Source organism: Sphingomonas rhizophila, from assembly GCF_014396585.1.
Classification (GTDB): Bacteria; Pseudomonadota; Alphaproteobacteria; order Sphingomonadales; family Sphingomonadaceae; genus Sphingomicrobium; species Sphingomicrobium rhizophilum.
In genome coordinates, this window is the sequence record NZ_CP060717.1 from 1,559,026 (window position 1) to 1,578,732 (window position 19,707).

The 19,707-nt window shown below is 64.8% G+C and carries 19 protein-coding genes and 2 pseudogenes; 16 read left to right on the top strand and 5 right to left on the bottom strand.

Going from position 1 to position 19,707, the window contains the following annotated elements:
* The first annotated feature begins 8 nt into the window (after nt 1-8).
* Together nusG and H9L12_RS07990 are read left to right on the top strand one after the other, a co-directional pair.
* A complete protein-coding gene (nusG, locus tag H9L12_RS07985) occupies nt 9-548 on the top strand; it encodes a transcription termination/antitermination protein NusG (protein WP_187541289.1) in 540 nt (179 codons plus the stop codon).
* Nucleotides 549-610: 62 nt separating this feature from the next.
* The gene (locus H9L12_RS07990; protein ID WP_223177098.1) at nt 611-2,638 is read left to right on the top strand and encodes a hybrid sensor histidine kinase/response regulator; all 2,028 of its coding nucleotides are present in this window, start codon (nt 611-613) and stop codon (nt 2,636-2,638) included.
* Here H9L12_RS07990 and H9L12_RS07995 read toward each other — a convergent pair.
* Nucleotides 2,635-3,324, bottom strand: coding sequence for a GNAT family N-acetyltransferase (locus tag H9L12_RS07995; RefSeq protein ID WP_246450297.1), 690 nt, complete (start codon nt 3,322-3,324; stop codon nt 2,635-2,637). The genes H9L12_RS07990 and H9L12_RS07995 overlap by 4 nt on opposite strands.
* Before the next feature lie 249 nt (nt 3,325-3,573).
* Here H9L12_RS07995 and H9L12_RS08000 point away from each other — a divergent pair, with 249 nt between their 5' ends.
* The 7 genes from H9L12_RS08000 to H9L12_RS08030 all read left to right on the top strand — a co-directional run bounded on the left by H9L12_RS08000 (nt 3,574) and on the right by H9L12_RS08030 (nt 7,396).
* Entirely contained in the window at nt 3,574-3,738 is a 165-nt protein-coding gene (locus H9L12_RS08000; RefSeq protein WP_187541290.1) for a hypothetical protein, read from the top strand.
* A 10-nt stretch (nt 3,739-3,748) separates the two neighbouring features.
* The gene (locus H9L12_RS08005) at nt 3,749-4,240 is read left to right on the top strand and encodes an NUDIX hydrolase (RefSeq protein WP_187541291.1); all 492 of its coding nucleotides are present in this window, start codon (nt 3,749-3,751) and stop codon (nt 4,238-4,240) included.
* Between the two features lie 144 nt (nt 4,241-4,384).
* A complete protein-coding gene (gene rplK, locus H9L12_RS08010; RefSeq protein ID WP_187541292.1) occupies nt 4,385-4,816 on the top strand; it encodes a 50S ribosomal protein L11 in 432 nt (143 codons plus the stop codon).
* Between the two features lie 4 nt (nt 4,817-4,820).
* Nucleotides 4,821-5,519, top strand: a complete 699-nt coding sequence (rplA, locus tag H9L12_RS08015) for a 50S ribosomal protein L1 (protein ID WP_187541293.1) — start codon at nt 4,821-4,823, stop codon at nt 5,517-5,519.
* Between the two features lie 94 nt (nt 5,520-5,613).
* Complete coding sequence (locus tag H9L12_RS08020; RefSeq protein WP_187541294.1) at nt 5,614-5,805, top strand: hypothetical protein; 192 nt, start codon at nt 5,614-5,616, stop codon at nt 5,803-5,805.
* Between the two features lie 52 nt (nt 5,806-5,857).
* Nucleotides 5,858-6,679 carry a polyphosphate kinase 2 gene (gene ppk2 / locus H9L12_RS08025; protein ID WP_187541295.1) on the top strand — a complete coding sequence of 274 codons (822 nt, stop codon included), beginning with the start codon at nt 5,858-5,860 and terminating at the stop codon, nt 6,677-6,679.
* A 24-nt stretch (nt 6,680-6,703) separates the two neighbouring features.
* Nucleotides 6,704-7,396, top strand: a complete 693-nt coding sequence (locus H9L12_RS08030) for a hypothetical protein (protein ID WP_187541296.1) — start codon at nt 6,704-6,706, stop codon at nt 7,394-7,396.
* A gap of 1 nt (nt 7,397) precedes the next feature.
* Here the strand turns inward: H9L12_RS08030 and H9L12_RS08035 are convergent, their stop codons facing one another.
* Both H9L12_RS08035 and H9L12_RS08040 read right to left on the bottom strand, forming a co-directional pair.
* Complete coding sequence (locus tag H9L12_RS08035) at nt 7,398-8,435, bottom strand: hypothetical protein (RefSeq protein WP_187541297.1); 1,038 nt, start codon at nt 8,433-8,435, stop codon at nt 7,398-7,400.
* A gap of 20 nt (nt 8,436-8,455) precedes the next feature.
* Nucleotides 8,456-9,508, bottom strand: coding sequence for a metallophosphoesterase (locus H9L12_RS08040; RefSeq protein ID WP_187541298.1), 1,053 nt, complete (start codon nt 9,506-9,508; stop codon nt 8,456-8,458).
* A gap of 242 nt (nt 9,509-9,750) precedes the next feature.
* On the opposite strand from H9L12_RS08040, the pseudogene H9L12_RS14150 reads away from it, so the two are divergent.
* Together H9L12_RS14150 and H9L12_RS14155 are read left to right on the top strand one after the other, a co-directional pair.
* Nucleotides 9,751-10,605, top strand: a pseudogene (locus H9L12_RS14150) (cyclic nucleotide-binding domain-containing protein); the annotation flags it as partial.
* Between the two features lie 98 nt (nt 10,606-10,703).
* Nucleotides 10,704-11,021, top strand: a pseudogene (locus H9L12_RS14155) (NAD(P)/FAD-dependent oxidoreductase); the annotation flags it as partial.
* Between the two features lie 79 nt (nt 11,022-11,100).
* Here the strand turns inward: H9L12_RS14155 and H9L12_RS14160 are convergent.
* On the bottom strand, nt 11,101-11,259 hold the full coding sequence (locus H9L12_RS14160; RefSeq protein WP_343060323.1) for a hypothetical protein: 159 nt from the start codon (nt 11,257-11,259) through the stop codon (nt 11,101-11,103).
* Between the two features lie 265 nt (nt 11,260-11,524).
* Here H9L12_RS14160 and rplJ point away from each other — a divergent pair, with 265 nt between their 5' ends.
* The 4 genes from rplJ to H9L12_RS08065 all read left to right on the top strand — a co-directional run bounded on the left by rplJ (nt 11,525) and on the right by H9L12_RS08065 (nt 14,810).
* Nucleotides 11,525-12,031, top strand: a complete 507-nt coding sequence (rplJ, locus tag H9L12_RS08050; protein ID WP_187543224.1) for a 50S ribosomal protein L10 — start codon at nt 11,525-11,527, stop codon at nt 12,029-12,031.
* Between the two features lie 51 nt (nt 12,032-12,082).
* On the top strand, nt 12,083-12,457 hold the full coding sequence (rplL, locus tag H9L12_RS08055; RefSeq protein WP_187541299.1) for a 50S ribosomal protein L7/L12: 375 nt from the start codon (nt 12,083-12,085) through the stop codon (nt 12,455-12,457).
* 180 nt (nt 12,458-12,637) lie between these two features.
* Nucleotides 12,638-13,189, top strand: a complete 552-nt coding sequence (locus tag H9L12_RS08060) for a L,D-transpeptidase family protein (RefSeq protein ID WP_187541300.1) — start codon at nt 12,638-12,640, stop codon at nt 13,187-13,189.
* A gap of 136 nt (nt 13,190-13,325) precedes the next feature.
* Nucleotides 13,326-14,810, top strand: a complete 1,485-nt coding sequence (locus H9L12_RS08065) for a PAS domain-containing protein (protein ID WP_187543225.1) — start codon at nt 13,326-13,328, stop codon at nt 14,808-14,810.
* On the opposite strand, the gene H9L12_RS08070 is transcribed toward H9L12_RS08065, so the two are convergent.
* Complete coding sequence (locus H9L12_RS08070; protein ID WP_343060518.1) at nt 14,807-15,160, bottom strand: response regulator; 354 nt, start codon at nt 15,158-15,160, stop codon at nt 14,807-14,809. The genes H9L12_RS08065 and H9L12_RS08070 overlap by 4 nt on opposite strands.
* Before the next feature lie 373 nt (nt 15,161-15,533).
* On the opposite strand from H9L12_RS08070, the gene rpoB reads away from it, so the two are divergent.
* Entirely contained in the window at nt 15,534-19,706 is a 4,173-nt protein-coding gene (rpoB, locus tag H9L12_RS08075; protein WP_187541302.1) for a DNA-directed RNA polymerase subunit beta, read from the top strand.
* Nucleotide 19,707: the final 1 nt, after the last annotated feature.

Consider the following 19,707-nt stretch of genomic DNA (forward strand, 5'->3'; position numbering starts at 1 on the left):
AGGTCTTCATGTCCCGCTGGTACATCATTCACGCCTATTCCGGCTTCGAGAACAAGGTTCGCGAATCGATCCTGTCCGAAGCCAAGCGCCTGCAGCTTGAAAGCCTGGTCGAGGCGGTCGAGGTTCCGACCGAGAAGGTCACCGAAATTCGCCGCGGCAAGAAGGTCACCTCGGACCGCAAGTTCTTCCCGGGATACGTTCTCGCGAAGCTCGGCATGAACGACGACGTCTATCACCTCGTCAAGAACACGCCCAAGGTGACCGGCTTCCTCGGCCCGAACGGCAAGCCGCAGGCGATCAGCGAAGCCGAGGCCGCGCGCATCCTCAACACCAAGGAGGAAGCCGCCGCGGCCGCGCCCAAGGCGAAGGTCAAGGTCGACTACGAGATCGGCGACGCCGTCAAGGTGCTCGACGGTCCGTTCGCCAGCTTCAACGGCGTCGTCGAGGAACTCGATTTCGACCGCAGCCGGGTCAAGGTCAGCGTGTCGATCTTTGGCCGCGCGACCCCGGTCGAGCTGGAGTTCGAGCAAGTCGAACGCGTCAAGTAGGATGTGCGGGATCGTTCGGGGCCTGACGCACGTTAGACGCCGGACAATGCTTTCGATCCCGAGTGAATACCCTGCCCCCGTCCGCTAAGGATCTGCCGGAGCTGGACGCCGAGGAGTATCGCGTCCTGTTCGATGCGATGGACGAAGGCTACTGCGTCATCGAATTCTTCGATGGTCCGCATGGCCCCGACAGCGACTATATCCACATTGCCGCGAACGATGCTTATGCGGAGAACGCCGGCATCCCCGACGTCGTCGGCCAGAAGTTGCGCGAAATGGTGCCTGACGAGGCGGATGCCTGGGTCGCGCGCTACGGCGAAGTGCTCCGCACGGGCAAACCGATCCGCTTCATCCAGGAACTGGTCGCCACGGGGCGCTGGCTGGAATTGTCGGCCTTCCGCATCGAACCGCCGGAGCGCAAGCATGTCGCGGTCCTGTTCCGCGACATCACCGACCGGCGCATCGCCGAGCAGTCGCTGCGCGAACTCAATGAAACGCTGGAGCAGCGCGTCGAGAAAGCGCTGGCCGAGCGCGCGCTGCTGGCGGACATCGTCGAGGGGACGAACGCGTTCGTCCAGATTGCCGACAAGGACTTCAACTTCCTGGCCATCAACGGCGCGTCCGCCAGGGAGTTCGAGCGGATCTACGGCGTCCGTCCGGTGGTCGGCGACAATATGCTTGACCTGCTGAAGGGCCGGCCCGAGCACCGCGCCGCTGTCGAGGCCATCTGGCGACGGGCGCTGGAGGGGGAGGAATTCGTCGAAATCCAGCAATTCGGCGACGAGACTCGCGATCGCCGATTCTACGAGATGCGGTTCAGTGCTCTCCGAAATCAGGCGGGCGAGCAGATCGGCGCCTATCAGTTCGTCTACGACGTGACCGATCGCCTCAACGAACAGGCGCGCCTCGCCGCAGCCGAGGAGGCGCTTCGGCAGGCGCAGAAGATGGAGGCGGTCGGCCAGCTGACCGGCGGACTGGCGCACGATTTCAACAACCTTCTGGCCGGGATTTCGGGCGCGTTCGACATGATTTCCACCCGCCTGAAGCAAGGCCGGGCCGAGGATGTCGAGCGCTACCTCAGTGCCGGGTCCGGGGCTGCCCGGCGCGCCGCTGCCCTCACTCATCGGCTGCTGGCCTTCGCCCGGCGACAGACCCTGACCCCGCGACCGGTCGTGGTCAACGGGCTGCTGCCCGACCTCATGGAGCTCGTCCGTCGGACGGTGGGTCCCGCGATCGCGGTCGAAACGGTGGCCGCGAGCGGGCTTTGGCCGGCCATGGTCGACGCCAACCAGCTTGAAAATGCGCTGCTCAACCTGTGCATCAATGCCCGCGACGCGATGCCCGATGGCGGCAGGATCACGATCGAAACCGGGAACAAGTGGCTGGATGAGCGGGCCGGGGCCGAGCATGGCCTCGACCCCGGTCAATATGTGACGATCTGCGTCAGCGACACGGGCGAAGGCATTCCCAAGGACGTCCTGCCGCGCGTGTTCGATCCCTTTTTCACGACCAAGCCGATCGGCGAAGGCACCGGCCTAGGCCTGTCCATGGTCTACGGCTTCGCGCGCCAGTCGAACGGCCACGTTCGCATCTATTCGGAGATTGGCCAGGGAACGATGGTGTGCATCTACATGCCGCGCCACCTAGGCGATGCCGAAGCGGACGATGCCGGGTCCCATACGCTGTCGGCAACGCCGGCCGTGGCGGAAGGGGAAACCGTGTTGGTGGTCGACGACGAGCCGGTCATCCGGATGCTGGTCGTCGACGCGCTGGCCGAAATCGGGCTCACCTGCCTCGAGGCGGAAGACGGCCGCGAGGGACTTGCAATCCTGCAGTCCGACCAGCGTATTGACCTGCTGATCACCGACGTCGGCCTGCCGGGTGGCTTGAACGGACGCCAGGTTGCCGATGCCGCGCGCAGCCTGCGCGACGGGCTGAAGGTACTTTTCATCACCGGCTATGCCGAGAACGCCGTCCTCAACCATGGCCATATCGAGCCGGGAATGGAGGTGCTGACCAAGCCATTCGCGGTTAGCGACCTGACTGCACGCGTCGACCGGCTGCTTCGGGAACGACGCGACCCGAGTTAGGCTCGGCCGATCACCGTCACCTCGACGAAGCAGCGATGGCGAAAGCCGATCCGCTCATAAATCCGGATCGCGGCGGCATTGTCGGCGTAAGTGTGGAGAAACGGCGTTTCACCGCGCGCGGCGATCACGCCCGCGACATAGCGAGTCATCTGCTCCGCCAGGCCGCGTCCGTGGGCGTCGGGGTGGGTACAGACGGCGCTGACCTCGCTCATGCCCGGTAGTTTCAGCCGTTCCCCGGCCATGGCGAGCAACCGGCCATCCTTGTCCTTGAACCCGAAGAATTGCGAGAGTTCGTGAGTGCGCCTCCGGAACGGCCCAGGCTCCGTCAGGGCCGCCAGTGCCAGCATGGCGGGCGCGTCGGCGTCGGTGAGGGCGACCACACCGGGCGGTGGTTTGACCGGCTCCAAGCCATCCGACACCATCTGCACGCCGCGCCCGCCATCGAGGCGGACGGTGCCGGGAGGGATCGGCGTTTCCGTGCGCTGCATAAACAGGGCCGCGTCGCGATCGCCGAGCAAGTCGCTCACCGCAGCCAGCGCCTCCCGAGAATCGTCGGCGCAGGCGATGAAAGGCGACACATCGGGCTGAAACCGGCGCGCAAGGCCGTCACCAATCGCGAAGTGCCTCTGGCGATCCTGCAAGGCGAACCAGATCGGGCGGTCGAGCGGCTCCATGCCGCCGGCCATAGCAATCTTCCTGCGCTGGCTCGACGATCATGGAGCAAAATCTTTCGGCTCCCGTCCATCGATTGTCGCGAAAGTTCCAATAATCCAAGTTTTATCGCGTAAAATCAGTACGTTAGAGTGTAATATTTCAGTTCGGTGAAACTGGCGTGATTCCCACACGCTTTGGCGCTGGAGTCTGGTTCCCGACGGAGCTTCCGCCGTCGGCGCATGTTAAACGCCATCATTCCGTCATCGGAGTCGGAGGTAGCAATGGCCCTGATCGAACATGCGCCGAACCCCCAGTCCAGCCGCTATGCCCGCTTAGCCGAACTTTGCCGCTCCAAGGCGGCCAGTGCGTCGAGCAAGTCGATGGCCGATGGCATGACCGAGATGGCGCTCGCCTATGAGCGTCGAAGCACCGGTGATCGCTGGTAGGGGAAGCGGGATGGCCGCCCTGTCCCCGGTCCCCCAGTTCGCCGAGCCGGCTCGCCGCTTTCCGGGGCTGCCGGTTCGAAGCGGCGCCTTGCCGTTTCGCTGGACCCCCAATGGCATGGAAGTGCTGCTCATTCGCCGCGTTCACACGGACGACTGGTCGATTCCCAAGGGCCATCTGATCGACGGGCTGAGCTTCCCCGATACGGCGCGGATCGAAGCGATGGAGGAAGCCGGCGTCATCGGCACGATCGCCGACGCTCCCATCGGCAGCTTCAGCCATCACAAGGCCAGGAAGGGCTTTTTCACCAGCGACGAGATCGTCGAGGTGGTGACCTATCCGCTGGAAGTCAGCTCGCTCGACCGGCGCTGGCAGGAAGATGGTCTTCGCCATCGCCGCTGGTTCGGAATCGACGAAGCGTGCCGCGTCGTCCGGCCTCCATTGGCGGCCTTGCTGGCCGAGTTCGCAGGCGCGCGACTCCCGGTCGCCCTCCCTGCCAACTGACCCTTTCCTTTCGCAGCGGCCGCTGCTAAGGGCGCGCGCTTCCAACGCTTTGCAATGGAAACCTGCGGGAGGTGGGCTCTCGGGCTTTCACCGTCTGTACCGCTAAACTTGAACGGGCTTCACGGCCCCTACAGAGTGAGAAAAATGGCCAAGAAAATTACGGGCTACATCAAGCTCCAAGTGCCTGCCGGCGCCGCCAATCCGTCCCCGCCGATCGGCCCTGCGCTGGGTCAGCGCGGCGTCAACATCATGGAATTCTGCAAGGCGTTCAACGCCGCGACGAACGATCTGGAAAAGGCGATGCCGATTCCGACCGTGATCACCGTCTACGCGGACCGCAGCTTCTCGTTCACCACGAAGACGCCGCCGGCGTCGTTCCTGCTGAAGAAGGCCGCCAAGCTGAAGTCGGGCTCCAAGGAGCCGGGCAAGGTTTCGGCCGGAACCATCAAGCGCTCGCAGCTTGCCGAGATCGCCGAGACCAAGATGAAGGATCTCAACGCGAACACGATCGAGGCGGCGACCAAGATCATCGAAGGCAGCGCCCGCGCGATGGGCCTCCAGGTTGTGGAGGGCTAACGACATGGCAAAGCTGACCAAGAAGCAGAAGAACCTCGACGGCAAGGTCGACTCGACCAAGCTCTACCAGATCGACGAAGCCATCGGCCTGGTGAAGAGCCTGGCCTCGTCCAAGTTCGACGAGACCCTGGAAGTCGCCATCAACCTGGGCGTCGACCCGCGCCACGCCGACCAGATGGTCCGCGGCGTCGTCAACCTGCCCAAGGGCACCGGCAAGGACGTCCGCGTCGCCGTGTTCGCCCGCGGCGACAAGGCCGAGGAAGCGACCAAGGCGGGTGCCGAAGTCGTCGGCGCCGAAGACCTGATGGAAGCCATCCAGGGCGGCCGCAGCGATTTCGACCGCGTCATCGCCACGCCCGACATGATGGGCATCGTCGGCCGCCTCGGTAAGGTGCTGGGTCCCAAGGGCCTGATGCCGAACCCGAAGCTGGGTACCGTCACTCCGAACGTCGCGCAGGCCGTGACCGACGCCAAGTCGGGCCAGGTCGAATTCCGCGTCGAGAAGGCCGGCATCATCCACGCCGGCATCGGCAAGTGCAGCTTCCCCGAGGCCGACCTGAAGGCGAACTTCGACGCGTTCGTCGACGCCATCGTCAAGGCCAAGCCGACCGGCGCCAAGGGCAAGTACGTCCGCAAGGTGGCGCTGAGCTCGTCGATGGGCCCGGGCGTCAAGATCGACACCACCGAGGTCGCCGGCGCCTAAGCGCGTCGACATCGCCGAAAAAGATCGAGGCCGGGGTGGCAACGCCCCGGCCTTTTTCTTGGCCTTGCGCGTTGGTGCGGGGAAGGAGCAGCCCATGACCGACGATCCGAAGCGCGAACCGCACGACCCGTCAGAGGACGAACACCCTCTCGCCTCGCCCACCGAGCTGGCGGGCACGACCGAGGCCGCCATCGACGCCGAATTCGCCGCGCGCGGTCGGCAGCAAGCGCTGGAAATTGCCGAGAAGGGTGAGCCCAAGGCAAGCGAAGGCAATAACCCGGGCTAAGCGGATTGTATTTGGCCCCGCGATTGGGCAGCCTGATCGCCGGGGGACCGCCGTGGAAAAGCTCAAGAAGAAGAAATACGAGGCCCTGCTCGAGCCGTTGCTTCACGAGTTGAGCGACGCCGCGCGCTGGATCGCCGAGACCGGCCAGCGGCTGGTGGTCGTTTTCGAAGGGCGCGACACCGCCGGCAAGGGTGGTTCGATCCACATGTTCGCGAACACGCTGAACCCGCGCCAGTGCCGCGTCGTCGCGCTGTCGGCCCCGAGCGACCGCGAGCGCGGCCAATGGTATTTCCAGCGCTACGCCGAGCACTTGCCCGCTACGGGCGAGATCGTCCTGTTCGACCGTAGCTGGTACAACCGCGCCGGTGTCGAGCGAGTGATGGGGTTCTGCACCGAGCGCGAGGCCAAGGATTTCCTGAAGAACGTTCCCGCGTTCGAGAAGCTGCTCGTCGACGAGGGGATTCTGCTCTACAAATATTGGCTGTGCTGCGACCAGGAGAAGCAGGAGGAGCGGTTCGAGGATCGGCTCAACAATCCGCTGCGCCGCTGGAAGCTGTCGCCGGTCGACCTCGCCGCTCGCGAGAAATATGACGACTACACCCGCGCCCGCGAAGAGATGCTGATGGCGACGCACACCAGCTATGCGCCGTGGACGCTGGTCGACTTCAACAATCAGGCGATCGGCCGGCTGACGCTGCTGCGCGACCTGCTCGACAAGCTGCCCGACACCAAGCTGCCGATTCCGGATGTCGAATGGCCGCCGCTCAAGACCAAGCCGGGCCATGAAAGGTTTCAGGCGCTGCAGCCGATCGAGCATTACGATTACGACCAGGACGTCGAGGAACGCGATCGCAACGAGGATGAGGCGGATTAGGCCCGCACTGGGGGGACGGAGACGATGGACGCGCTCAAACTGCTGACCAAGCTCATCACCTACTACGTCGTCATCGTCGGCCTCGCCTTGCTTGCCCTGCGCGTCTTCCCGTCGATCCATGATTACATGCCGGTTGGCGGGGTGAAGGCGATCCTGACCCAGTCCGAGAAGGGCGTTCTTGCCGGCAACCAGACCCAGCCGGTCGAGGTCAAGAATATCGGCGAAAGCCTGATCTGGCTGGCGGTCGCCATCGGAGGGGCGCTGCTGACCTCCATTCCGGTCAGCTGGGTCTACATGGGCGTGCGCAGCGGCGACGAATATGACCAGTCGCTGATCTCCACCATCCTCATCCTGCCGCTGGTGGTCACCTCCATCGTCGTCGTCGTGCAGAACTCGCTAAGCCTCGCCTTCGCGCTGGGCGGCATCGCCGGTGCGGTGCGCTTCAAGAATTCGCTGAAAAGCAGCGGCGACGCGCTGTTCATCCTGCTGTCGGTCGGGATTGGGCTGGCTTCCGGGATCGGCGCGGTCGAGCTGGCGATGGTGATGTCGGTCGCCTTCAACCTGTGCTTCGTCTTGCTGTGGTGGAGCGAATATGGCGAGCGCGAGGGGATGAAGCGATACCTTAGCGATTTCCGGCCGGATCCCAACGCGCCCGCGTCGCCACCAGCCGGCACCGCCGTCCCGCCCGCGACACCACCATCGCCGCCAGCTGTCTGATCTACACCTTGAGGCAGCGGTTGATCACCCTGGCACGCACCGACTGGTCGGTGGCGATCAGGGCGAAGAATTCCTCCAGGTAGGCCGATGCCTTCGCCGCCCGGCGGCGGTCGAGCCCGGGCACCGCGTTCAGTTCGGCCAGAAATGCGCCGCGCCTGGCACGGAAATCGCCGGCAGCTGCGAGGACGGCATCGTTATGGATGCAATAGCCACGATAGCGGCGTTCGCGGACGCTCGCCTCGGTGAAGCCTTCGGGCGGAACGGCGTAAGGCGCGTCGACCAGCCCGCTGTAGTCGAAGTCATAGGGCATCGGGATCAGCCCCTGCCCTGCCACGGCGGGCTGGACCAAGCGACCGTTGTGGCAGCAGGGTTCGCCCGCCGGACCGGCCTGCAGCGCCCAGTCGAGGTTGCCGATCATATATTCGAACAGCACCATGCGCGCCGCCGCGGCCGGGTCGATCTGCCGGGTCGGGACACGCTGCCCTACTCGGGCCTTGCGGAGGCCGTTTCGCCGGGCCGCGGAACCGTCGTCCTCGATGAAGAAGCCGACCCGGGACGTGATCGGCTTTCCGGCGTCGTCGACATAATCGATGGTGGCCAGCCGCGCCCGGAAGCTAACCGGGGTGAGAAGGTTGTAGAGCCGGTAGGCGGCGTATTCGAGGAGCACGTGCTGCTGGAAATCCTGGGCGTTGCGGCAGTGGGTGACCAGCTTCAGCCGGCCCTGACGAGCAAACACCGATGTTGGCGCGGGATTGGTGAAGGAAACGCGCAGCGGCGGAAACTGGCAGGTTTCCTTGCGCATGCGCGTGATGCCGCGAAGGCCCAGCGTCACCGGCAGGCTTTCCCCGGTCGATTTCACGGTCACCGTGCCGGGTACGCTGTCGCTGCGGTCGCGGTCCCCGCGCATCATTTTCTGGATGGCTCCGCGGATTTCGAGCGCCAGCGGCTGGTCGGCGGCGAACAGCGGTTCGGGTGGGGCGGCATGGACCGTTGACGAGGCGGACAACAGCGCCGCCGCAAACAGCATCTTTCCCTTCATTGCCTGCCCCTTTCGTCGCCCTATGGGCGTGAGACGCTGTGCGCCGTCGCCTTTCCTCCGATGATCTCGAGGTAGCCGGGCTTGCCGCCGTAGGCGCGTGAGGCGCCGCTATCGACACGGCCGAGCCGGCCGGCTTCCTGCACCGTCACGCCGGACAGGATCGGCGTATGGCCGATCACGATCCGCCTCGCCTTGCGCAGGCTCAGCAGGCGGTCGAGCTGCACCGACACGCTCGGCAGCGGCGGCGCGCCCCTGACGGGCGTTTCCGGCGGCAGGCCGGCCAGCCCGCGGTACCACAGCGGCCCCGTGGCGCTGTTGATGATGGCCTCTCGGCCAGTGTCGCGAGCGGCCAGTGCCTGGGCGACCTGACGGTTGATGTCGTTATCGCTGACCGGTGCGTAGGCGGGGCTGATCCCGCCATGGACGAAGATGGTATCGCCGATCTGCACGACCGCCTTGTGCTCCATCAGCCATTTGCCCAATTCCCCGGTCGGAGCCCACGCGGTCTGGTGCTCGATCATCCCGAGCGGCGTTGCGGCGTACCACCGCTCGCGAATGGCGGTGTCCGACAGGGTGACGTCGGTCTTCCGGTAGTCGGCGATTATGGCCTTGCGCTGCGCATCCCACAGCCGGTCGCGCCGCCGTTCCGAATTGGCGTCGGCGAACGCCGCATATTCCCCCGGCGTGACGTAACGCAGGTCGCCGGTCATCATCATCGCCTCGTGGTTTCCAACCAGGACGATGACCTCGCCGCCGGCTTTCCTGGCCTCTCGCTCCAATTGCTGGAGATGGCGAATGATGCGAAGCGAGTCGGGGCCCCGGTCGACGATGTCGCCGGTCTGGACCAACGTCGCCTTCCCGCCGGCCCAATGCCCCCTGGAGTCGATCAGCCGCGCGCCTCGGGCGATCGCCTGCCACGCGTCGAAGTCGCCATGAAGGTCGCCGACCGCGACGATGCGCTCCGGGACGACCGGCGACGCCGTTGCCGATGCCGCCGGCAGCAAGAGAAGCAGGATGGCGAGCCAGCGGCCAACGCACCGGGTCAACGGACCGACCATGAAAAGCCTTTCCATGCAGGACCCCTGCATGGGGCGCGCGGCACGCCGGCTTGTCAAGCGGCGCCCACCCTTTCGCGTCGCGCTGGCAGACCTTACCTCAGGTCCTGAAAGCGGGAGGACTCATGGAAAAGATCGCTGACGACCTGAAGGTGATGCCTCGAACGCCGCTTCACGCCGAGCATGTCGAGGCGTTGCGCAAGGCCGGCCATGAGCGACTGTTCGAAGCCGGCGAGACGGTGTCGCGGATCGGGGATCCGATGGACCAGTTCATCTATGTCGAGGAAGGCGAGATCGAGCTGGTCGATCCGTTCACCAACGAGCGTTACGTCGAGAGCACGATCGGGCCGACCCAGTTCGTCGGCGAAATCTCTTTCCTCAACGGCGGCGCCTACAGCCTTGCCCTCCGTGCCGCGAAGCCGACGCGGGTGATCGAAACGTCGCGCAAGGCGGTGCTCGACCTGATGTCGAAGACCCCGGAGATGAGCGACATCATCCTGTCAGTGTTCGCCGCGCGCCGTCGCGCGCAGTTCGAAGACGGGGACAGTTCGCTGGTGCTGATCGGCGCCGAACGCGATCCCGCCGTCCAGGCCGTTGCCGCCTTCGCCACCCGCAACCTCATCCCGCACGCGAGCCACGAGCTCGGCAGCCCGGAGGCCGCCGAAGCCGCGCTCAGCTGCGGCGTTGACGGATCAGGCCCGAAAGTCATTTTCGGCAAGGACCGGGTGATTGACGACCCTACCCCGCGCAAGGTCGCGCAACTGCTCGGCCTCGACCTTGCCATCGAGTGCGGAGAAATGGTCGATCTGCTGATCGTCGGGGGCGGGCCGGCCGGGGTGGCGGCGGCCGTTTACGCCGGCGCCGAAGGCATCGAAGCACTCGTGATCGAGGACGTGTCGATCGGCGGCCAGGCCGGGACGTCGAGCCGGATCGAAAATTACATGGGTTTCCCGACCGGAATCTCCGGCGCCGACCTGGTCTGGCGCGGCCAGGTGCAGGCGATGAAGTTCGGCACCCGCTTCGCCATGCCGCGCCGGGTTACCGGCCTTGCGACCGCGCTGGACGGACAGTCGCTGTGCGCCGAACGCGATCATGGCGAGCAGATGATCTGTGCCCGGGCGGTGCTGGTCGCCACCGGGGTCCAGTACCGTCGCCTGCCCCTCCCCGGCTGCAGGAATTCGAGGGCCGCGGGGTCTATTACGCCGCGACCGAGATGGAAGGACGCTTCTGCGCCGGAACCGAAGCGGTCATCGTCGGCGGAGGCAATTCGGCGGGCCAGGCGGCGATGTTCCTGTCGCGTCACGCGCGCCATGTGCACGTGCTGGTGCGCGGCCGTTCGCTGGCGGCGTCGATGTCCGACTATTTGCGGAGCCGGCTGGACGCCGACGAGCGCATCACGGTCCACTACGGCTGCCAGATCGCGGAGCTTCACGGCGACGAGGATCTCAACGCGATCACCATCGACACGTGCGGCGAGGCGAGGCGGATCGACACCAACGCGCTGTTTATCATGGCCGGGGCCGCGCCCAACACCGGCTGGTTGTCCGAACTGGTCGAGCTGGACGACAAGGGCTTCGTGAAGACCGGCGAGGCCGTCGGCGCCTCCTCCCCTACGCCACGTCCCACGACCGCATCTTCGCGGTCGGCGACGTTCGGGCCGGATCGGTCAAACGCGTCGCCTCGTCGGTCGGCGAGGGCTCCGTGGTCGTGTCGGCGATCTGGTCGGTTCTCGACACGCCGCCCCGGACGAGGGCTAAATATCTTGACACAGGGGCGATTCTGGTTAGTGGGCCGCCTGTCGTTCGCGGGGTTCTCCCCACGGACACTCGTCCGAGACAGTCGCCGAGGGTTTCCCTCTTAATCTGCGGCCTAGACGGGGAACTGAATCATTCGGGGCCTTCATCGGCCCTGTCGTGCGGAGCTACGGCTCTGCCACCGATCCATCCCCACGGACAAATATGCTTCGTCGCCAACCGGCGGCGAGGTCGTTTGAACCTCGGCCAAAGTACCACTTTGGCCGAAAAGGAGTATGGCATGGATCGTTCGCAAAAAGCCGATCTGGTTGCCGAGCTGAAGAACGTCTTCACCGAGACCAGCGTGGTGGTGATCACCCGCAATCTCGGCCTGTCGGTCGCGCAATCGACCGACCTGCGCCTGAAGATGCGCGATGCCGGTGCCCAGTTCAAAGTTGCGAAGAACCGGCTTGCCAAGATCGCGCTCGAGGGCACGAAGTACGGACCGATCGGCGAAATGCTGACTGGCCCGACCGCTTTGGCCACCTCGGTCGACCCCGTGGCCGCCGCCAAGGTGGCCGTGGAGTTCGCCAAGACCAACGATCGTCTGGAGATCGTCGGTGGCGCGATGGGCGACACGCTGCTCGACATCGATGGGATCAAGGCTCTGGCCCAGCTCCCGTCGCTCGACGAGCTTCGTGGCACCCTCATTGGCCTCATCCAGGCGCCGGCGACCAAGATCGCCCGGATTGCCAAGGAGCCGGGTGGCCAGCTGGCGCGCGTTCTCGCCGCCAAGGCCGCAGCTTAAGTTTTTCATCAACGCACGACATTCGGGCCCTTGCCCCACTAGGAGAATAAAATGGCTGACCTGAACAAGATCGTCGACGACCTGTCGGCTCTGACCGTCCTCGAAGCTGCCGAGCTCGCCAAGCTGCTCGAAGAAAAGTGGGGCGTTTCGGCCGCCGCTGCCGTCGCCGTTGCCGGCCCGGCCGCCGGTGCCGCTGCTCCGGCCGCGGAAGAGAAGACCGAGTTCGACGTGATCCTCACCGGCGACGGTGGCAAGAAGATCAACGTCATCAAGGAAGTCCGCGCCATCACCGGCCTGGGTCTTGGCGAAGCCAAGGCGCTGGTCGAAGCGGCTCCGAAGGCCCTCAAGGAAGGCGTCAACAAGGACGAAGCCGAAAAGATCAAGAAGCAGATCGAGGAAGCCGGCGGCACCGTCGAGCTCAAGTAACCTTCTTCGGGCCACTCGCCCGGACGATCAACGCGAAGGGCGGCCCTCACCGGGCCGCCCTTTTAGTTTGGCCGGAAGGCTCCGGCTTTCAAAATTTCGTTGCGATTGGGGACGGATTGGAACTCTCACCCAGTTTCCGCTTTGATTATGCAGATAAAATCATTGGTGAGAGTGAGTGAAATGACGTCGCTAGCGAAGCTGCTGGCGGTTACGGGGGCGTTTGCCCTGGCGGTAACCGCTGCCCCTGCCGGAGCAACCATCGAGACGCCGGAAGCCAAGGCGCAGGCCGCCGAGGCGGCGGACATCGCCCGCGGCGACGTGATGGATCACCTGGGAGATGCGATGCTCCGTCCCGGCCAGTATCGCTGGGTGTCCGACGCTCGCCCGGGCGAACCGGTGCGCGTGGTCGTCAGCCTCAGCGACCAGATGGCCTATGTCTACGGCGGCGATCGCCTGCTCGGCTATTCGACCATTTCCAGCGGCAAGGCAGGGAAAGACACGCCGACCGGCATCTTCCCGATCCTCGAGAAAAAGACGATGCACCGCAGCCGCAAATACGACAATGCGCCGATGCCGTTCATGCAGCGGCTCGACAACTACGGGATCGCGATGCATGCCGGCGCCAACCCGGGATATCCGGCAAGTCATGGATGCATTCGCCTGCCCGCCAAGTTCGCCGCCAAGCTTTACGGCGTCACCAGGGTGGGATCGACGGTGATGATCGGGGCCTGATGCGTTTCGGCGCAGTGCGGTGCCGAAATGAACCGATCCGCCGGAAAGACGTTGACCGCTGAACCGATGCGACCCATGCGGTCGTTGGAGGTTATGTTTGTCAGCGGTCACTAGTGAGACGGAGCTTCCCGTCACCATCCATCACACACCGGAACAACGGGCGGCATTCGACATATTGTTGAATGATCCGCGCTTGCGCAGGATCACGGACTTCGCGGCAGAGCTTTGCGAGGCGCCGATTGCGCTCGTCAGCCTGGTGGAAGATAGCCGCCAACGCTTCCTTGCCCGCACCGGCCTGGAAGCGACGGAAACCCCGCGCGAACAATCCTTCTGCGCGCACGCGATGACCGGCGCGAATATCATGGTCGTTCCCGACGCCACGGCGGACGATCGGTTTCGCGATAACCCCCTGGTCACGGGCGAGCCGGGCATCCGGTTCTATGCCGGCGCGCCGCTGGTGTCAGCGGACGGCCAGCCACTGGGCGCCCTGTGCATCATCGATACCAAGCCGCGGCCCGGCCTGACGCCGCTGCAGCACGAGGGCCTGCTGACCCTGGCGGAGTCGGTCATGACCCTGGTCGAGAAGAAGCGCGCTCGCGTCGCGCTGGAGGCCGAGGCTCGTCAGGTGCGCGACGAGCGCGATGACCGCGAGCAGCGTTTCACCATCCTTGCGGACACGATGCCGCAGATGATCTGGTCGACGCTGCCCGACGGCTATCATGATTATTACAATGCGCGGTGGTACGAATTCACCGGGATGCCCGAGGGGTCGACCGACGGCGAAGCGTGGAACGGCATGTTCCACCCCGACGACCAGGAGCGCGCGTGGGCCCGGTGGCGGCACAGCCTGGAAACGGGCGAGCCCTACGAGATCGAATATCGATTGCGGTCGGCGGACGGGAATTATCGCTGGGTGCTGGGACGCGCCCTGCCGATGCGCGATAGTGATGGGCAGATCACGCGCTGGTTCGGGACCTGCACGGACATCCACGACCAGAAAACGGCGATGGAGCAGCGCGAGCTGATCTCGCACGAGCTCAGCCACCGCATCAAAAATATCTTCGCGGTGATCAACGGGCTGATCGGCCTGTCGAGCCGAGAGGATCCGGAGATCAGGCCGGTCGCGGACAAGCTTCGCGAACGCGTCATGTCATTGGGCAAGGCGCATGATTTCGTCCGGCCGCATAGCGACGCGTCGCGCCCAACCAAGCGGCAATCGAGCCTGCAGGGGATGCTCGAGGAGCTGCTTTCCGCCTATCAGTCCGAAGACGGCACGCGTGTCAGCATCACCGGCGACGATATCGACATCGACGACCGCTCCGCTACGCCCTTTGCCCTGCTGTTTCACGAGCTGGCCACCAACGCCGCGAAATATGGAGCGCTGTCGGTCCCGGACGGCCGCGTCGCAATCGACATGGAAAAAGGGACCGATCGCGTCTGCATCCGCTGGCACGAGCAAGGCGGCCCAAGGGTGTCGGAGGAACGGAAGACAGGGTTCGGAAGCCGTCTCATTGAAATGAGCGCCGAGCGGCAGTTGGGCGGCAAGGCCGAACGCCACTGGAACGAAGACGGCCTGCGGGTCGAAATTGATCTTCCCGCAAGCTCGATGATCAGGCTCTAGGCGCTGCCGCCGCGCAGCAGGGTGATCTCGGCGTGGCCCGAGGCGTTGGCGTCGTTCGCCGCCAGGTCGGCCGCGGCGCGGATGGCTTCGGCGCTGAAGGGTTTGCGGATGTAGCCGATGGCGGTCGGCGCGATCGGTTCGATCTGCGCCGGGTTGGCCGTGACGTAGAACACCTTGGTACCGAAGTTCGCCAGTTCGTTCGCGACAATCGGGCCGGTCTGCCCGTCGCGAAGGTTGATGTCGACGAACGCGATATCGGGCGTGACAGGACTGGACAGGGCAGTCTGACGGTCCGCGGCAATCGCGGTCACCGTATAGCCAGCGTCGGCGAGGATCCGTTCGATGTCCATCGCCACGAAGATTTCGTCTTCGACTATGAGAACCGTTTTCGACACAATCGCTCCACTACCAATGTCGGATAACCGACATGGAATTTCGTTTGTTCCGTCCAAAAAAGGCCCGTCCGGCTGGTCAGTCCAACGCCGGGCAGAAAAGTGCAAACGCCCTCTTTCCTTTTTGGTTGCATGGCCTATATGGGTCCTATCCAACAAATATCGGCTCCGCCGCACCATTTCGTGCGTCCCGGGGCCTTTCCTGTCCTCACCGGGACACGGGCCGATCCCGCGCAACGGCCTGAACGTATGGTGAGGTGGACACGGGGAACGCGCCGACTTCTATCTGAGGGCCGCGGCGGTGCCGTGCGTCCGGAGCGCAGGAAAACACATGGCGACCAAAGCGAAAGACGTGCCGGCCTCGACGGGCCGTTCGGTTCACACCAACACGCGTCGCATCCGCAAGATCTTCGGTAACATCCATGAGATCAGCGAGATGCCGAACCTGATCGAGGTCCAGCGCGAGAGCTATGAACAGTTCCTCCGCTCCGACCCTTCGATCGGCTACGTCTCGGGTCTCGAAAAGACCCTCCGCTCGGTCTTCCCGATCCAGGATTTCGCGGGCACCGCGCACCTCGACTTCGACCGCTATGAGCTGGAAGAACCGAAGTTCGACACCGACGAGTGCCGCCAGCGTGGCCTGACCTACGCCGCGCCGATGCGCGTCACCCTGCGCCTGACCAGCTTCGAGATCGATCCCGACACCGAAGCCAAGTCGGTCATCGATATCAAGGAGCAGGACGTCTACATGGGCGACATGCCCCTGATGACGGGCAACGGCACCTTCATCGTCAACGGCACCGAGCGCGTCATCGTGTCGCAGATGCACCGTTCGCCGGGTGTCCTGTTCGACCATGACCGCGGCAAGACCCACGCGTCGGGCAAGTATCTCTTCGCCGCGCGCGTCATCCCGTATCGCGGCTCGTGGCTCGACTTCGAATTCGACGCCAAGGACATCGTCAACGTCCGGATCGACCGCAAGCGCAAGCTGCCGGTGACCGCGCTGCTCCATGCGCTGGGCCTGTCGAGCGAGGAAATCCTCAACACCTTCTACAACCGCCTGACCTACGTTCGTGGTTCGAACGGCTGGCAGATCCCCTACGCCGCCGAAGGCTGGCGCGGGCAGAAGCCGACTCACGACGTGGTCGACGCCGACAGCGGTGAGGTCATCTTCAAGGCGCACGAGAAGATCACCCCGCGCAAGGCCAATGCCGCCGGCAAGGATGGCCTCAAGAACGTCATCATTCCGACCGAGGAAATCTTCGGCCGCTTCTCGGCCTATGACCTGATCAACGAGAAGACCGGCGAAATCTACGTCGAGGCCGGTGACGAGATCTCGGCCGAGAACCTGGAGAAGCTCGACAAGGCCGGTGTCGACCGCCTCGAGCTGCTCGACATCGACTACGTCAACACCGGTCCCTGGATCCGCAACACGCTGAAGGCCGACAAGGCCGAGGACGGCGACCAGGCGCTGGCCGACATCTATCGCGTTATGCGCCCCGGCGAGCCGCCGACGCGCGAGACCGCCGACGCGCTGTTCTACGGCCTGTTCTTCGACGCCGAGCGCTACGACCTTTCGGCCGTGGGCCGCGTCAAGCTGAACATGCGCCTTGGCCTTGACGCCGAGGACACGGTCACCACTTTGCGCCGCGAAGACATCATCGCGGTCGTCCAGGAACTGGTGAACCTGAAGGACGGCAAGGGCGAGATCGACGACATCGACAACCTCGCCAACCGCCGCGTCCGTTCGGTCGGCGAGCTGCTGGAAAACCAGTATCGCGTCGGCCTGCTGCGCATGGAACGCGCGGTGAAGGAGCGCATGAGCAGCGTCGACGTGTCGACGGTCATGCCGAACGACCTGATCAACGCCAAGCCGGCGGTGGCCGCCGTGCGCGAATTCTTCGGCAGCAGCCAGCTGTCGCAGTTCATGGACCAGACCAACCCGCTGTCGGAAGTCACCCACAAGCGCCGTGTCTCGGCGCTCGGGCCGGGCGGCCTCACCCGTGAGCGCGCCGGCTTCGAAGTCCGCGACGTTCACCCGACGCACTATGGCCGCATCTGCCCGATCGAAACGCCGGAAGGCCCGAACATCGGCCTGATCAACAGCCTGGCGTCGTTCAGCCGCGTCAACAAGTACGGCTTCATCGAAACGCCTTATCGCAAGGTCGTCGACAACAAGGTGACCGACGAGGTCGTCTACCTGTCGGCGATGGAAGAGGCCAAGCACACCATCGCGCAGGCCAACGCCGAGCTCGACCAGAATGGCGCCTTCCTCGAGGAAATCGTCTCCAGCCGTCGCGCCGGTGACTTCCTGATGGCGCCGCGGGACACCATCACCTTGATGGACGTCAGCCCCAAGCAGCTGGTGTCGGTCGCCGCGTCGCTCATCCCGTTCCTGGAGAACGACGACGCCAACCGCGCGCTGATGGGTTCGAACATGCAGCGCCAGGCCGTGCCGTTGCTGCAGGCCGACGCGCCGCTGGTCGGCACCGGCATGGAAGAGACCGTCGCCCGCGATTCGGGCGCGGCGATCGCCGCCCGCCGGGCCGGCATCGTCGACCAGGTCGACGCCAGCCGTATCGTCATCCGCGCCACCGGCGAACTTCGCGCCGGTGAATCGGGCGTCGACATCTACACGCTGATGAAGTTCCAGCGGTCGAACCAGAACACCTGCATCAACCAGCGTCCGCTGGTGAAGGTCGGTGACACGGTCGAGACCGGCGAGATCATCGCCGATGGTCCCTCGACCCAGTTCGGCGAGCTGGCGCTCGGCCGCAACGTGCTCGTCGCGTTCATGCCGTGGAACGGCTACAACTATGAGGACTCGATCCTCATTTCCGAACGCATCGTGAAGGACGACGTCTTCACCTCGATCCACATCGAGGAATTCGAAGTCATGGCCCGCGACACCAAGCTGGGGCCGGAAGACATCACCCGCGACATCCCCAACGTCGGCGAGGAAGCGCTCCGCAACCTCGACGAGGCGGGCATCGTCTACATCGGTGCCGAGGTCGAGCCGGGCGACATCCTGTGCGGCAAGATCACGCCGAAGGGCGAAAGCCCGATGACTCCGGAAGAAAAGCTGCTCCGCGCGATCTTCGGTGAAAAGGCCAGCGACGTGCGCGACACCTCGCTCCGCCTGCCGCCGGGCGTTGCCGGGACGGTCGTCGAGGTGCGCGTGTTCAACCGTCACGGCATCGACATCGATGACCGTACGCGCGCCATCCAGACCGAGGAAAAGGAACGCCTGAAGAAGGACGCCGACGACGAGAAGGCGATCCTCAACCGCGCCACCTTCACCCGTCTTCGCGAAATGCTGATCGGCCAAACCGCCACCGCGGCGCCGAAGGGCATGAAGAAGGGCGCCACGGTCGACGAGGCGATGCTGGAGGAAACCCCGAAGCACGAATGGTGGAAGGTCGCCGTCAAGGACGACGCCCGCCAGTCGGACCTCGAGGCGCTGAAGGCCCAGTACGACGAGAGCGTCCAGGTCATCGACCGCAAGTTCGAGGACCGGGTGCAGAAGGTCGAGGCCGGCGACGAATTGGCCCCGGGCGTGCTGAAGATGGTCAAGGTCTTCGTCGCGGTGAAGCGCAAGCTGCAGCCGGGCGACAAGATGGCCGGCCGTCACGGCAACAAGGGCGTCATCAGCCGGATCCTTCCGGTCGAGGACATGCCGTTCCTGGAGGACGGCACCCACGCCGACATCGTGCTGAACCCACTGGGCGTGCCGTCGCGCATGAACGTCGGGCAGATTTTCGAAACCCACCTTGGCTGGGCCGCGCGCGGCCTTGGCAAGCAGATCGGCGAGATGCTGGAAGGCATGCACGGCCGCGGGGCGGAGATCAGCGGCAAGGACGCGAAGGAAATCCGCGAGAAGCTCAAGGACATCTACGGCGACAATTACGCCAAGGACATCGACGCCCGCAGCGATGAGGGCGTGATGGAGCTGGCGGCCAACCTGGTCGGCGGCGTCCCGATGGGCACCCCGGTGTTCGACGGCGCCCGCGAGGCCGACGTGTCGGCGATGCTGGAAAAGGCCGGTCTCGATACCTCGGGCCAGGTCACGCTGTTCGACGGCCGTACCGGCGAGGCGTTCGATCGCAAGGTGACCGTGGGCTACATCTACATGCTGAAGCTCCACCACCTGGTCGACGACAAGATCCACGCGCGTTCGATCGGGCCGTACAGCCTGGTCACCCAGCAGCCACTGGGCGGCAAGGCGCAGTTCGGCGGCCAGCGCTTCGGCGAAATGGAGGTCTGGGCGCTCCAGGCCTACGGCGCCGCCTACACGCTGCAGGAAATGCTGACGGTGAAGTCGGACGACGTCATCGGCCGCACCAAGGTCTACGAGGCGATCGTCAAGGGCGACGACACGTTCGAAGCGGGCATTCCGGAGAGCTTCAACGTGCTCGTCAAGGAGATGCGCTCGCTGGGCCTCAGCGTCGAGCTGGACTCGATCGAGGATCCGGACGCCGAACCGACCGCCATCGCCGCCGAATAAT

Excerpts from the sequence above, each read along its gene's own strand:
- nusG (WP_187541289.1), top strand. The coding sequence starts at position 9 with ATGTCCCGCTGGTACATCATTCACGCCTATTCCGGCTTCGAGAACAAG.
- H9L12_RS07995 (WP_246450297.1), bottom strand. The coding sequence starts at position 3,324 with ATGGCCGGCGGCATGGAGCCGCTCGACCGCCCGATCTGGTTCGCCTTG.
- H9L12_RS08000 (WP_187541290.1), top strand. The coding sequence starts at position 3,574 with ATGGCCCTGATCGAACATGCGCCGAACCCCCAGTCCAGCCGCTATGCC.
- H9L12_RS08005 (WP_187541291.1), top strand. The coding sequence starts at position 3,749 with ATGGCCGCCCTGTCCCCGGTCCCCCAGTTCGCCGAGCCGGCTCGCCGC.
- rplK (WP_187541292.1), top strand. The coding sequence starts at position 4,385 with ATGGCCAAGAAAATTACGGGCTACATCAAGCTCCAAGTGCCTGCCGGC.
- rplA (WP_187541293.1), top strand. The coding sequence starts at position 4,821 with ATGGCAAAGCTGACCAAGAAGCAGAAGAACCTCGACGGCAAGGTCGAC.
- H9L12_RS08020 (WP_187541294.1), top strand. The coding sequence starts at position 5,614 with ATGACCGACGATCCGAAGCGCGAACCGCACGACCCGTCAGAGGACGAA.
- H9L12_RS08030 (WP_187541296.1), top strand. The coding sequence starts at position 6,704 with ATGGACGCGCTCAAACTGCTGACCAAGCTCATCACCTACTACGTCGTC.
- H9L12_RS08035 (WP_187541297.1), bottom strand. The coding sequence starts at position 8,435 with ATGAAGGGAAAGATGCTGTTTGCGGCGGCGCTGTTGTCCGCCTCGTCA.
- H9L12_RS08040 (WP_187541298.1), bottom strand. The coding sequence starts at position 9,508 with ATGGAAAGGCTTTTCATGGTCGGTCCGTTGACCCGGTGCGTTGGCCGC.
- rplJ (WP_187543224.1), top strand. The coding sequence starts at position 11,525 with ATGGATCGTTCGCAAAAAGCCGATCTGGTTGCCGAGCTGAAGAACGTC.
- rplL (WP_187541299.1), top strand. The coding sequence starts at position 12,083 with ATGGCTGACCTGAACAAGATCGTCGACGACCTGTCGGCTCTGACCGTC.
- H9L12_RS08060 (WP_187541300.1), top strand. The coding sequence starts at position 12,638 with ATGACGTCGCTAGCGAAGCTGCTGGCGGTTACGGGGGCGTTTGCCCTG.
- H9L12_RS08070 (WP_343060518.1), bottom strand. The coding sequence starts at position 15,160 with ATGGACATCGAACGGATCCTCGCCGACGCTGGCTATACGGTGACCGCG.
- rpoB (WP_187541302.1), top strand. The coding sequence starts at position 15,534 with ATGGCGACCAAAGCGAAAGACGTGCCGGCCTCGACGGGCCGTTCGGTT.